A 14,154-nucleotide genomic window follows, 5' to 3' on the forward strand; every position below is an offset into this window, starting at 1 on the left:
GATGAATGATAAATTTCAGGCTGCAAATTTAGTGATAAAAAAAAGAACCATAATCGGTTCTTATATTTTTATATTTTTTGAATTAATCCGGAAGCTGTTCTTTTATTTTTTTAATTTCTTTATTACTGAATAACACTCCAATCATCATGATAAGTGTTGAAATGATAATAACCTGTACAATTATAGACTGATTGATAAACGGAATTCTTTGTTCAGGAGCAATAGCTAAAAACAACAAAATGGTAATTAAACCTCTTGGAGCAATTAAAAGTAAAGGAGACATTTCCATTTTCGCAAATTTCAACATCAAAAATCTTATCAGATATACAAAGAAAAGTATTGAAACAGACCAAACCAAAGAATCCGGATTTATAATATCTTCCGTTTGAATAACAAAACCAAAAACCAGAAAAAATATAGATCTTACGATAAATGTGGCTTCCACAACAACGTCTTTAAAATGTCTCACTTCACGATTCATTTTTGTAAATCTGAAGCTTTTTAAAATCTTCAAATGCTTCATCTCATCGATGTTGCCAAGTACTAATCCAAAAAATAAGATAAAAATAAGTGCAGGAAGATGATATATTTTTGAGATTTCATAAATTAAAATCGTTAAAATAATAATTGGCCCATATTTTATATGGTGATCTATTTTGCCTAACAAAAATGCTAAAATAAGCGATGCGACAACCGAAATAATTAACATTAAAAAAAATTGCCAAGTAAAAACCATCACACTGGAAAGTGTAATTGCAGTACCAAAAGTCGCAAAATTAAAAAATATAACTCCTAAAATATCCGATAAGCTGCTTTCATAAATTACAAATTCTCTTTTAGATGTTGACAAATTAATAGAACTTGGTATAGCAATCGCACTCGAAATAATACAAAACGGAATGATATTTTCTAAACTTTGCTTAAAAGGAAAGCCCCACTCCAAATGTAAAAAAGTTGCAAAGCCAATACCAATAATGAGAACAGGAATAAGCGCAACTATAATTGTTTTTTTAATAAGAGATTTTTTGGAACGGTTGAGTTCTAATTCTAATGAACCGTCTAAGACAATCAAAATCAAACCTACAGTTCCTAAAATTGGCAGCAAACTATTCAGATTTGGAATTGTAAAATCAAACAGCCCGCTGATCTGATTAAGAAACCAACCAGTCAATAGTAAAAGAATAACAGACGGAACTTTTGAAAATCTTGTAGTAATATCAAAAAAATAAGATACCAGCAACAATACACATATACCAATAATTATAATTTCTGCCATTCTACAAATATAAAGTAAACGATTCGTAAAAAAATACGTTTTAATTAATTAAAAACTTATTTTCTTTAAAATTTGGAGCATTTTGATCTTTTTCGGAAAGGATTACTTCTTCTTCATTCAGCTTCCAATCTATATTGAGATCTTGATCATTATATTTTACGCTAGCTTCTGAATTTTTATTGTAAAAATTATCACACTTGTATGCAAACACGGCTGTTTCGCTGATAACAGAAAAACCATGTCCAAAACCTCTCGGAACGTATAGCTGAAGTTTATTTTCCGCAGTAAGCTCAATACCAAACCACTTACCAAACGTTGGAGAATCTTCTCGAAGATCTACCGCAACATCCCAAACTTTTCCTTCCAAACAAGAAACTAGTTTTGCCTGGGCATGTTCACCTTTTTGCAAATGAATCCCCCGCAATACGCCATAAGAAGATTTTGAAATATTATCCTGAACAAAATGTCCATTCATTCCTGTTAATTCTTCAAATTTTTGTTCGTTGAATTTTTCAAAAAAATAGCCTCTTTCATCTTCGAAAATTGTGGGCTCGATGATATAGCAGTCTTTTAGTGGAGTAGATTTTATTTTCATGAATTTATTTATCTTTTAAAACTAGTTTCCATAGGTGAATATAAGAATATCCCCAGGTAAAATATCAGTTTTATATCTTTTTGAAATAGAAAGATTGACTATTTTACCAGATGTATTGTTTACCTTTTTCATAGGTTTATCAAATTGGTATTCTAATGTCAAATCATCCGTTAACGATTTATTTTGGACAATAATAAATTTTCTTTTTCCATTGGTCATAAATGAAACAAGAGCATTCTTACCATATGTTGAAAAGAATTTAAATCTATCCGGAAGAGAGCTCAACTTTTTAGTTCCTTGTGGTATTTCTTTCCCAGTATGGAAAACGACATCAGCTTTTGCCCCCAAGAAAATCCATGCTAGTCTCTGGATTTGCTCGTTAACTGTTTTTACAATATTGTAGGTTGGTGTAGGGTTACCTTTGCTATCAACAATAGCATAGGAATAATCCTTTTTCCAAAAAGGATCTGTCCAATAAGTAAAATATTGTAAACCTTGTGCTCCATAAAGCAAATTTGCAAAATGCTGCAGTTTAATTCCTTCAATTTTAGGTTCTAAATAATCAAAGTGTATTGTAGCACATGCAAATCCCCAAAAAGGCTTGTTGCTCTTTTGGGATTTTTCTCTTATTATTTCTAAGTTTTCGTAATAGTTTCCTCTTACTTTATTATTAACTAAAGGGTAATGGTCAAATGAAATAAACGAAAATGGTAATTTATTTATTGCTTCTGTAATATAATCCTCATAAGATAAACCTTTAATACTTTGTGAAGGTACATAGTTTGGATATAGATTAGCATAAAAAAAATGAGATTGATCGTATTTTTGAATCTTTTCTGCATAATTGATATAGCCAATGAAATCCGTAGGAGACGGCTCGTCTCCCATGTAATAGGCTTCTAAAGCAGGATGATTTTTTATTTCAGGAATTACTTTTTGTGGCTCTGAGTATAGTTCAGGATAAGAGAGTATAAGCTTAATATTTGAATTTTGAGCTGCGTTAAGGGCTTTTAGGGCATTTTCATGATTTGAAAATGTCATTAAACTTAAAGAAAATCCTGCACCTTCCATTGTTTTATAATTTTTTGGAGTAGCATGATCTTCAGGAACACCAAGAAATCCTAGTATTGGAATTTTTTGGCATAAACCCGAAAAGAACAAAAAGAATAAAAAGAATGTGAAACTCTTTGTCATAAACTAATTACTGTTTAATGTAAAAATAACTCTTATTGTTCGTAAAAGTATTTGAATATCCAAGATTAAAGAATAATTTTTAATATAAAATAAATCATACTCAAGTTTTTCAAGATTATCCCTCGGAGTTGCTTTTGGCAAGTTAACTTGGGCCCACCCTGTAACACCTGGTTTTACAAGATGTCTTAAATCAAACATAGCATTTTCTTCATTAGATATTTCTACATAATAAGGTCTCTCGGGACGCGGCCCTATAAGACTCATTTCACCTTTAAGAATATTCCACAGCTGAGGAAGTTCATCAATCTTAGTAAGTCTAAGAAACTTACCCACACCATTTACACGAAGATCATTTTTTGTTGTGAAGTCACCACTATGTTTTGAAACCATTGTTCTGATCTTGTAGATTGTAAACGGAATTGAATTTTTACCAACCCTTTCTTGAGTAAAAAGCAGTCCCCCTTGTGAAGTAAGCATGACAAGAAGAAACCCAAAAAGTATTAATGGAATAACAAATGGAATTAATAAGATACTAACAAAAACATCAATAAATCTTTTAAGATTAAATTTTTTCTGTTTTTGTCCAATTGTAAAAATATCATCTATAAGATATTCATTAGTTTTTAATCTTACTAAAGGAATCCTCTTACTTACATGTTCATAAAACTCATGAGCATCATATACAGCAATCCCATTTTTTCTGGCAGAAACAATTTCATTAGCAATATCTTTATGCAGATGATTAATGTTTGATGTTTCTAAAACAATACATCTAATATTGAACTTTTCAAGATATTCTGAAATTGTTATTCTAGATTGCTGAGAATCGTACAAAATTGCCTTATATTTTCGTTTGAATTTTTTATCCTTAAAAAGCTTTAACGATATATCACTAACATTAATGAAAAGGCAGACTTTTATAAGTCCATTTACTTTAAAAACCTGTCTATTTTCTTTAATCGTTACAATTGCTTTTGTCAAACTATTCTCCACAATACTATCAAATGTGTTATAAAAATCTACAATATATAATTAAATTTAAATCTTGTACATGTGTTTTTAAATATTCCGCGAATCTAAGGAAGTTTTTCCACAGTACATTATAATAAACTAAATTAATTTTACAAATGTTGCTTTTTTATTAGTAATTTAAAAAATAGAGGTATTTTTTCTATTTTATTACTTCTGTAAAATTTCAAATGAAGATATACAAAAAATATTGATATTAAGAAATAAAATCACTTCTTGTATTAAATTAATTTAATTAAATTTAATACAAGAAGTGATTTTAGATCATGCTTAATTTACATTTGGTATATTTGAGTATATTTGTAGACCATTTTTTGTACACTCAAATTCTCATTAAAAATTTCTAAAGATTTTTTAGAAAATTTTTGAAGAATATTGTCATTTTCTAAAATATATTTTATTTTTTCAGCAAAAATTGCATCTTCATTATCTACTACGTATCCATTGTGATTATTAATAACTATTTCGGAAATCCCCCCTACATTCGAGGCTACAACAGGTTTTCCAAAACTTAAAGCATCAATAATTACGATAGGAATACCCTCATAATTAGTTGGCAGAACAAAAACATCTGCCAGTTTTATATATTTTTTTGCATTTGGCAAACTTTCTAAACATATAACATTTTCTGGGAGATTTGTATATTTTTTTTCTGCTCCAATCCAAACAAATGCATATTGTGGGAGAAGTTTTGCAATTTCAATATAGCTTTTAAATCTTTTCTGAGGTGAAATCCGAGCAATACATAAGATAATTTTATTATATTTTTCAGTTCTTCCAATAAACAAATCTGTTTCATATTTAGGGTTTTGCACTCCATTATGTACAATAAACAAATTGTTTTTAATTCCTTCATTAATTATATTCTGTTTATCATAATTACTTGCCAGCACAATAGCTTTACATTGATTTTTAAGCAACCTTTCTAAAGGAAGAAACTTTCTGTATGCAAGTCTAATAGAATCAAAACCATGGACCGAGTATACAATCTTTTTTTTAGGAAATACCAATCTTCCCAACACTCCTATTTTCGATGAATGTAGATGAATAATATCGGGATTTATATCATTGTATAATTTTCTTAACTTATAAAGTGCAATAAAATCGTTTAAAACAGAGATAGGTCTTACTATTTCCTTAATCTTTATTCTTTTTATTTTTAAGTCCAGTTCATCCCACATAGGCCCATTTTCTCCAGCTGCAACAATAATCTCATGATCATTACACATATAATTTGAAAGATTAATCACAACAGACTGAGCACCGCCTAAATCAGAACGTGTAATTACATGTAAGATCTTCATTGTCATTAAGGTTTTTAATTAAGGATTTATATAGACTTTATTATTTTACCTTGTAAATTTTGCTATAAAAAATGCAACTAATATATAAAAACGATATGATAATTTGAAAAACAAAGAATTATTATTTTTTGGAAGGCTTCTTTCTCTTTCTAAAAAAAGAGGGTTTGTAGCAGAGATATTATTGCTATGCCTCCGATAAAGTAATAACTGGTTATTCTGTAAATTAAACTTACCTTTATAATCTGTTATTAAACCTATCCAAAGATCATGGGGTACATTTTTTGGGAAAGGTAAGATATATACTAAAGCACTTTTACGAAATGCCATACAACAACCTAAATATCCAGATTTATATATATTCTTAAAACCAATTTTCACATTTTCCAAATTAAATTTTGAAGTGATTATGATATTGAGTGATTCGTCAACGATTTTACAATCCGACAAGACCAAATCTGCATCCTGCAAAGCAGAAGTCTGCTTCTTAACTTTATCTTCAAGCCAAATGTCATCCTGATCGGCTAAAAAAATAAAATCACCTTTAGCATTTTTTACTGCATTTTCAAAATTTTTTGAAACATAACCGAATTTAAATTTTTGCTTTTTTTTGACATGATGATATATCTTAATACGAGAATCATTATAATTATTAATAATAGATATGGTTTTATCTGTAGACCCATCATCAGATATTACTATTTCATCATCATCATTCAACTGTTTTATAATAGAATCAAGCTGCTCTTTTATATATTTTTCACCATTATAGGTGGCCATGCAAACGGAAATCATATATTTCTAATTATTGTATAACTTATTTTATACCAATAAAATTTCAATAAAGAACCATAATTAAGTTCACGCAAAAATCTGTATACTTTTAATTGATTATTGATAGTTTCCCTCAGTTTTTTTAATCTTGTTAAAAAATAAACAAAATTAGTATCTTTCGCTCCTAACTCATTTTTATCATGTTGGCGATATAATATTGTAGAAGTGTCTAAATATACGATCTTACCAGATTTTGCAACTTTCAGTGCCAAAAAATAATCATGCATTGGTATTTTTAAGTTAGACGGTAAAGAAACTTTTTTAGTTTTGTCATTTATCATCATACTACACCCAGTAATACCATTGCAAACACCTAAATAATTAAAGCCTGATAAATAACGCTGTTTTAATTTAGCATAATTCCAAAATGAGGTGTTAATCTCTTTTAAATCTGTATCAACTACTTTTAAATCTGTATGTACTAAAATAGGAATCTCAGGATAAACAGATTCAGATTTTTTCATTAATTCTAAAGATAGATAAATTTTATCTTGTAGCCAAATATCGTCCTGATCGCAAAACATATAGTAAGGAGCATCCACATAATTTAATAGCCAAAGAAAAGATTGGCAAGCTCCTAAGTTTTTATTGTCTTCTACTAAATGTATATTGTGGTGATCTTTACAATATTTTTTAATAATTAACAAGGTGCTATCTGTTGAACCATCATCTCGAATATATAAATCCCAATTTTTAAATGATTGATTTATTATAGAATCTATTTGCTCTTTTAAAAACATTTCGCCATTATAGGTGGATAATAGTATAGCAATATTCATCATTTTACTATTATTAATTTGACATAATAGATATCTAAAAGTAATAAACCAAGCGCAATACAACAAATTGTCAACCTTCCAAATAATTTATATTTTTCTGAAAAAATAAATAAAAGAGTTGGTATCAATATAATTTCCACAACTCCTAATAATTCTTGTACTCTAAAAGCAAACACAGGAATTTTACTTAAGAATAAAAAGCTAAAAAGCGATAGGGCGTATATTTTTAAAAAAATATGCAGCTTAGGAAAAAAAGGAGAGATTTTTTCTGAGTAAAAAAACAACACATAAAAAATAAATATCCTTAATAGAAATAAGAAGTTGAATACATTAGTTTTAGTATCTTTTAAAAAACCTGAACTTGTAGCCTCTTCATATGCTTCAATTTTACTTTGTAAACCTGGAATTGGAATATTTATGTTGAGATAAGTATTGAAAAAATATAAGATATAACCTAAAGGTATTAATAAGGAAAACAGCCATGCATTTTTCTCAGTATTTCTTATCAATGGAAACAATAAAACTAAAACACATGATTGATGAAATAAAATGGCTAAAATGGCTGAAATTGAATATAAAAAATAATTTTTCTCACTTATGAAATAAATTGAAAACAAAAGAAATCCTGTAGCCACGCCTATTCTTATCTGCGTAAACTCATGTAATAAAAAATAGTGTGACAAATAAATAAGCAAGGAGCCCCATAAAACAGGTGCAAGTTTCCTAATAGCTGCAAATTTTACTGAAACTCCTAAAACAGCATATGTTAATAATAGATATTGGAAACCTAAATTTAAAGAATTTTTAATAAACTCTCTAATTATATAAAAAGAATATTCTACTCTCCCAAAAAGTTTGTGAGTGCGCCAATAATCCCTATAAACATAAAAATCATTATCCATATCCTTCACACGAAAACCAGCGAAACATATTAAAATAATCGCTATAACAATTGTAAATACATTTTTGACTATTTTGTTTTTAAAGTCAAAAATTAAAAATACTGATATTAAAGCAAATAAAGCAAAAAGTATTAATACCATTTATTATTATTTAATCATATTCTAAAATATAACCATAAATATTACTATTTCTTGACTTTTAAACTTAACCATTCTCATTCAAGCATTTTAATTTAGCATATCTAATTTTAATTCAGATAAAATATTACTCCAATAAATTTTATTTTTCATTTTTTTTACGTTTTCTTGCAAAGAGATAATTTTAGATCTATTTAAATTTTCAATAATTGATTTCCAATCTGCAATCTCTGCAAATATTGCTATATCTTCATTTAGTAATTCTTTGAAAACATTTTTTGTTTCCTCTAGAGGAGTACATAAAATTGGTAAGCCAGATGATAAATAAAAAGCATTCTTAGTCGGATAACACACATTGTAATAAAAAGCAGTATTGTCATAAGGTATAACACCTATATCAAATTGAGATGTTTTTATCAAGGCCTGATATTCATCAAAACTTCCAATATAGAAAACATTTTTTTTCTTGGACAAGTTAATCCATTCACCTTCTTTTCCCATCAAATATAATTCATGATTAATATTATCAAAAATGCTGATCAACTCTTCTATTTGTCTACCCTTATTAAGAGTTCCGACATAAATAAATTTTATCAACTTTTCATCCAGAATAACTTTTGGTCTTATTTCATCGATATTTAAAATCTCAGGAGCCCCATTGAGAATTACTTGAGTATTTTCATATTTGACTCCATATTTATCAACAATATATTCTCTCATTTTATTGGATGCGAATATAAATTTCATCCCGGATATTCCAAAAATAAAATCTTCATATGTAGAAGAATATGGATTAACATGTAATTTTAAATCTTTCGACTGTTCATATATAAGATCATTGATCTCAAAATATATATTGTTTCTTTTTGACGCATTGATAAAAATTTTTCTGACAATTGCAACAAAAAAATTATATCTAAATAGAGGCAATGGAAATACATAAGTGATAAATGTATTTTGTAAAATCACAACTGTAGATTTCCTAATATTTGATAAGAAAAAAAGAATTTTAAAAGAACTGCAAATTCGGTAGAAAAAATTCATTGAAGAAAAACTGAATATCTTTGCTTTTCTTTTTAATAACTCATTTTGAAAAGCTAAATTTCTAGCCATTCCTCCTTCTCTTACATCTTTCCTTAAATTTGAAATTAAATACAGCTTACTCATCAAATAAAATTAAACCACTAAACTCTTTTATTATAAATAAAACAAGTGAGTAAGAAACATCAATATCGTTTATTGATATTTGAAAAATTTTATTTAAAAACACTTCCACTATCTTGTAATTCTTATTTTATTAGCACTATAAACAGAAAATACTAGATTCTAAAGAATTTTTGCCACCACTTTATTTTCTCTTCTGCGATATACCCATAACCGTATTTATTTCCGTAGCCTAAATTGGATTCTTTTATGCTATTAATAACAATTCCTACATTTTTAAGCTTTTTATCTTTAATAGAATTATTAATGAATTCTAGATAACTTTTTTCTGTAACCTCAGATCTTGTAACAAATACAATTACATCGCTTTTATCTGCTATAAGGAAAGAATCTGTTACAAGTAATAATGGTGCTGTATCTAAAACAATATATTTGTATTTATTTTGTTTTTTAATTATTTCTAAAAGCTCATCTAGCTTACCATTTTGTAATAAATCAGAAGCATTAGGCGGTATAGATCCCGAATAGATAAAGTCACAGTTTTCATTGTATCCGCTTGGATGAATAATTTCTTCAAGTTGTGACGTTTCCCCACTTAAAAATTCCGTAAGTCCTTTTGCCTGTTTCATCGAAGGATTGTAACGTTGTAATTGAGGGTTCCTCACATCCGCTCCAACTACCAAAACTTTGCTTCTTGAAGATGCTAATATGATTGATAAATTGGTAGAAATAAATGTTTTTCCTTCTCCTTTTACAGATGACGTAACCATAATTGTCTGCGGTTCGTTTTTAACAGGCAATAAAAACTTTAAGTTTGTTACAAATATTCTGAAAGCTTCTGCCATTGGAGAAACGTCATTAAAAGTAACTAAAGTTTTTTCCTTATTCTTAAGTTTAGGAATTTCAGCAATCACCGGTAATTTTGTAAGTTTACCTATGTCTCTTCTTGTTACAATTGTACTTTGTAAAAGCTGTTTTAAATAAATAAAAGCAAAAGGGATTACTAAACCAACAAAAAGAAACCCTCCCAGGATAATCATCTTTTTTGGTGCCACAGGTTTTTTTAAAACAAAAGCTTTATCAATTACTCTTGCTTTTTCAGCCGTAATCTCCATAGATATTGCCGCTTCTTCTCTTTTTTGTAATAGCAATAGATATAAACTTTCTTTTATTTGTTGTTGTCTTTCAATATTTCTAAAGAGCTTTTCCTGAGTAGGAATTTTGCCAATCATATTCTCTGAACTTCCTAGTTGACTGGTAACTTTATTTTTAGCTAATTCTAAAGAAGTTGCATTTCTTCTTAAAGATTGCGATAGAGAAGACTTCATTTCTTCAATCTGTTTACTAGCTTCTTTCACTAGAGGATTATCTGGAGTAGCGTTCTCCATATACTTATTTCTTTGCAAAACAAGATTATTATATTCTTGTATAGCTTTAGTAGAAGCCTCATTATCCAAACCTATATTCAAAGGCAGCACATCTCCAATACTTTTTTTATTCAGAGCATTTTGAAGAATATTATTTAGCTCCAATTGAGTTTCTATTTCTAATATTTGAGCTTTACTTTGTTCTTTTAATTGAAGGTTTATTTTAGCTTCTGTAGGAAGATCTACAATATTATTATTAGATTTATAACCAGCTTTCTGATTCTCTACATCTCCCAATTCTTTAGAAATAAGAGCAATTCTTTCATCAATAAAATCTTTGGTGTTTTTAGATTCTATATTTTTATCATTAACAGCGTATATATTATATTGTCTCACAAGACTGTTAAGAAAATCTTTTGCTTTATCTTTATTTGCAAAATGTACCGAAAGGTTTATGATTGTTCCTTCTTTATCTAATAAGTCAACAATTAAACTTTGCTGAAAATCAACTACTGTACTTTCAAAATCACTATAGTTGAAATAGATCTCTTCCATTTTCGCCTTTGATGGCACTTTGAATGCAGGATTTTTGCTAATCATTATTATTGCAAATGGTAAGTTTGTTGTTTTATTAAAAGAAGTTTTAATATCACTTTCCCATTCGTCAGAAGACAATACAATTTCGTCACCTTTTGTTTTGATAAAAATAGGTTTCTCGGGTAACTCAGCATCTTTTTCAGAAATAATATTGATAATATACGGATTTGTCTTTCCGTAAAGTTCTAGATCATTAAATCTTTGTTTTGCATATACAGGAGTCTGGAAATTGTATTCCTTTAATACATCATTCACAATTGTTTTAGATTCAAACACTCCTAATTCATTTTCAATACTGCTGGTTCCCATTCCTGAAAAACCACCTAAACTTTGAAGCACACCAAAATCACCTGATGCTGATGACATTTTTTTCGCATCTTTAATAAGAACAGATGTCTGAATTTTATATATCGTAGAGGTGGATTTAATATAATAAATTGCTAAAACACCCATTAAAAAGATAGTTCCTAAGAAATATTTCCAATTTTTCAAATAGGGCTTTATCAGTTCTTTAAAATTAATTTCTTTATTATTTTTACTATCCATTTTTGCTTGGATCTATTTTGAGGTTTAAGATTATTTTAGCTATTGTATTTAAACGCTGCAAATATATTTATATTTTAGTAAACCGAGAGCATTGATAATATCATTTTAATGATATTCTGGTGATTATCCAAATATTATAACCAATCAGCAATCGTATAAAAAATCTACAAAAATCGTACAATATACAAAATAAATATAATACATTCACGTTTTTAATAAATATTATTAACTAGGCGTGCATTTGATCATTTCAAAAGCAAAAAACTTTCGGGAAGAGAACTTACTGTTCAAGGGTTTGTCTAAAGCCATATCGAACCTTTATAATTATATTTATTTTTAAGATCGTATTCAATAGCTTTAAAATAGGAAGACTTTGATAAGATCGAGCTTAGTAACTTTCATATTTTAGCACCATTACTTTAATACAGAAAAAGTTTTAAATAATATATAAAGATCTTTTTTTAAGGAAAGTTCATGATAATAATTCAGATTCATTTTTACCTTATCTGGGAACAATATATCATTATTATATTTCAAAGGATCTTTTTGTTGGTTTAAGATTTCTTCTTCATTTCTATATTTAATTCCAGCTTCGCTTGTTAATCCCGGTTTTAAAGCTAAAACTAATCGATCAGCACCTTGCAGCTTGTCATAATATCCGGAAATATCCGGGCGTGGACCAACCAATGACATATCTCCTTTCAAAACATTCAATAGTTGAGGAAGTTCATCGAGTTTAGTTTTTCTCATCCACTTTCCAAATGGAGATTTTATGTGAGTTTTTGAGTGATAAGTTTTAAATTTAATGATCATAAAAGTATTACCAAATCTACCAATTCTTTTCTGTTTAAAAATACCAGGAAAACCTGCATCAAAAGATGCTGCTAGAAAAAGGATAAAAAAAAAGGGCAGGAAAATAATGATTGCTAATAAGCTTAATCCGTAGTCCATTATTGCTTTCCACCAAGGATATTTCTTCACTTGTATAAAATTGATCTGTAAAGATAAGGGAAAGATGTTGATTATAGATTTAAAGATTTATTTTAAAAAGAGAAAATTAAACATCTTATTCATGTAAGGCAACTTTTATAAACCTATATCAATCTTAATTATAATAAATTACTTTTAATCTGCCTTACAAAATCTAACACACTTGAAGGATGAAAATACTTTAAATTAATAATTGTTATACCGTTTTTTCTAAGTGAAAGCGTTAAAGCAATAACAATGAAAATTTCAGTCAATAAATATGCAACTGAAGATCCTATATAACTGTAATAATATGAAAATAAAAAATTCATGATAATGCTACAGATTGCTGCTATTGTAGTTATACGCAAAAATTTCAAGTCCATTCCAAGGTTTAGCATAACTTGCACTCCCATTGTACCACTTAATGATGAGAGGATTGGCAATACACTTAGAATTCTTACACTAATAATTGCATTTTCAAACTGGCTACCATAAATAATTTTTACCAAAACCGGTGCGAAGACAAAAATGAATATACATGCAGCTAATGTAAAATAAAATATTAAAGAAACTATTCTTTTCAATTTTTCGAGTCCAACTTCTTTGCCATCTGCAAAAGCTTTTCCAATATATGGATACAAAGATGATGAAATTGGCACATTTATCACACTTTGAATTATATTAATCAAGCTTACAGCAGTAGTGTAATAAGCAATAATTTTGGGCGGTGCAAACACTCCTAAAATTATAATATTAGCCGTTGTATAGAATGAAAAGATTATAGTAGAAAAGAAGACAAGCCTACTATCCCATATTTCTTTAAAACAAGATTTTAATGATATAAAAACAAATTTAATTTTGTACTTGTAAACTACATAAATTGTCCAAAATATACTAAAGATAAGATTGGTAAAAACACCTATTGATGCATAAATAATTAAATGTTTAGCATCACTTACAAATAAGAATATGCAAACTGTAGTAATAATTCCTTTAACTACATTTAATGAACTAAAAAACGATAATTTTTGGAGCCCCTGAAAAATGTACTGCGGATTAAATAAGGCTGATACAGCATTAAGAAATAAAATTCCGGATAGTATAAGATTATTTTTTAGATTAGGAAAATAAAAAGACAACAGAATGAAAGTAATAGTTGCTCCAGTCAAAAGCAAAAGCCTACATGTTGTTACAGTTGAATAGATTTTTGAAACAAATTCAGTATTAGTAGGATTACCGGCTATTTTCCTTGTAGCAGTTAAGTCAAAACCGTAATTCACCATTAAAACAAAATAGGTGACAAATGCTGATATATAATTAAATAATCCCAATCCGTCAGGACCAATAATTCTTGAAATATATGGAATTGTTAATAATGGAAAAATATAACTGATTATTTGAACAACTCCCAAAGAGGCAATATTACTTACTAGCGTTTTGTCTTTGCTTCCCATATATTT

General features: G+C 28.1%; 12 protein-coding genes. All 12 read right to left on the reverse strand.

Translation table 11 applies throughout. The features are described from left to right. Positions 1–82: 82 nt before the first annotated feature. Complete coding sequence (locus AC6CHK_RS15205; RefSeq protein ID WP_498097560.1) at positions 83–1,276, reverse strand: cation:proton antiporter; 1,194 nt, start codon at positions 1,274–1,276, stop codon at positions 83–85. Between the two features lie 40 nt (positions 1,277–1,316). Then, entirely contained in the window at positions 1,317–1,871 is a 555-nt protein-coding gene (gene rfbC / locus AC6CHK_RS15210; protein WP_498097562.1) for a dTDP-4-dehydrorhamnose 3,5-epimerase, read from the reverse strand. A gap of 21 nt (positions 1,872–1,892) precedes the next feature. Further along, positions 1,893–3,065 carry a hypothetical protein gene (locus AC6CHK_RS15215; protein WP_498097564.1) on the reverse strand — a complete coding sequence of 391 codons (1,173 nt, stop codon included), beginning with the start codon at positions 3,063–3,065 and terminating at the stop codon, positions 1,893–1,895. 3 nt (positions 3,066–3,068) lie between these two features. Continuing rightward, positions 3,069–4,046, reverse strand: a complete 978-nt coding sequence (locus AC6CHK_RS15220; RefSeq protein ID WP_498097566.1) for a sugar transferase — start codon at positions 4,044–4,046, stop codon at positions 3,069–3,071. Between the two features lie 323 nt (positions 4,047–4,369). Beyond that, positions 4,370–5,398, reverse strand: a complete 1,029-nt coding sequence (locus tag AC6CHK_RS15225) for a glycosyltransferase (RefSeq protein WP_498097568.1) — start codon at positions 5,396–5,398, stop codon at positions 4,370–4,372. Between the two features lie 45 nt (positions 5,399–5,443). Continuing rightward, entirely contained in the window at positions 5,444–6,175 is a 732-nt protein-coding gene (locus AC6CHK_RS15230; protein ID WP_498097570.1) for a glycosyltransferase family 2 protein, read from the reverse strand. An 11-nt stretch (positions 6,176–6,186) separates the two neighbouring features. Beyond that, positions 6,187–7,011, reverse strand: a complete 825-nt coding sequence (locus AC6CHK_RS15235) for a glycosyltransferase family 2 protein (protein WP_498097572.1) — start codon at positions 7,009–7,011, stop codon at positions 6,187–6,189. Further along, a complete protein-coding gene (locus tag AC6CHK_RS15240) occupies positions 7,008–8,051 on the reverse strand; it encodes an EpsG family protein (RefSeq protein WP_498097574.1) in 1,044 nt (347 codons plus the stop codon). Before AC6CHK_RS15240 ends, AC6CHK_RS15235 begins: the two co-directional genes overlap by 4 nt. Before the next feature lie 87 nt (positions 8,052–8,138). Continuing rightward, positions 8,139–9,215, reverse strand: a complete 1,077-nt coding sequence (locus tag AC6CHK_RS15245) for a glycosyltransferase (protein WP_498097576.1) — start codon at positions 9,213–9,215, stop codon at positions 8,139–8,141. Positions 9,216–9,367: 152 nt separating this feature from the next. Then, on the reverse strand, positions 9,368–11,542 hold the full coding sequence (locus AC6CHK_RS15250; protein ID WP_498097578.1) for a GumC family protein: 2,175 nt from the start codon (positions 11,540–11,542) through the stop codon (positions 9,368–9,370). Between the two features lie 594 nt (positions 11,543–12,136). Next, entirely contained in the window at positions 12,137–12,703 is a 567-nt protein-coding gene (locus AC6CHK_RS15255; RefSeq protein ID WP_498097580.1) for a sugar transferase, read from the reverse strand. Between the two features lie 128 nt (positions 12,704–12,831). After that, positions 12,832–14,148 carry an oligosaccharide flippase family protein gene (locus AC6CHK_RS15260; protein WP_498097582.1) on the reverse strand — a complete coding sequence of 439 codons (1,317 nt, stop codon included), beginning with the start codon at positions 14,146–14,148 and terminating at the stop codon, positions 12,832–12,834. Positions 14,149–14,154 lie beyond the last annotated feature (6 nt).

Source organism: Chryseobacterium sp. GQ58 (assembly GCF_059758895.1).

Excerpts from the sequence above, each read along its gene's own strand:
- AC6CHK_RS15205 (WP_498097560.1), bottom strand. The coding sequence starts at position 1,276 with ATGGCAGAAATTATAATTATTGGTATATGTGTATTGTTGCTGGTATCT.
- rfbC (WP_498097562.1), bottom strand. The coding sequence starts at position 1,871 with ATGAAAATAAAATCTACTCCACTAAAAGACTGCTATATCATCGAGCCC.
- AC6CHK_RS15215 (WP_498097564.1), bottom strand. The coding sequence starts at position 3,065 with ATGACAAAGAGTTTCACATTCTTTTTATTCTTTTTGTTCTTTTCGGGT.
- AC6CHK_RS15225 (WP_498097568.1), bottom strand. The coding sequence starts at position 5,398 with ATGAAGATCTTACATGTAATTACACGTTCTGATTTAGGCGGTGCTCAG.
- AC6CHK_RS15230 (WP_498097570.1), bottom strand. The coding sequence starts at position 6,175 with ATGGCCACCTATAATGGTGAAAAATATATAAAAGAGCAGCTTGATTCT.
- AC6CHK_RS15235 (WP_498097572.1), bottom strand. The coding sequence starts at position 7,011 with ATGATGAATATTGCTATACTATTATCCACCTATAATGGCGAAATGTTT.
- AC6CHK_RS15240 (WP_498097574.1), bottom strand. The coding sequence starts at position 8,051 with ATGGTATTAATACTTTTTGCTTTATTTGCTTTAATATCAGTATTTTTA.
- AC6CHK_RS15245 (WP_498097576.1), bottom strand. The coding sequence starts at position 9,215 with ATGAGTAAGCTGTATTTAATTTCAAATTTAAGGAAAGATGTAAGAGAA.
- AC6CHK_RS15250 (WP_498097578.1), bottom strand. The coding sequence starts at position 11,542 with ATGTCATCAGCATCAGGTGATTTTGGTGTGCTTCAAAGTTTAGGTGGT.
- AC6CHK_RS15260 (WP_498097582.1), bottom strand. The coding sequence starts at position 14,148 with ATGGGAAGCAAAGACAAAACGCTAGTAAGTAATATTGCCTCTTTGGGA.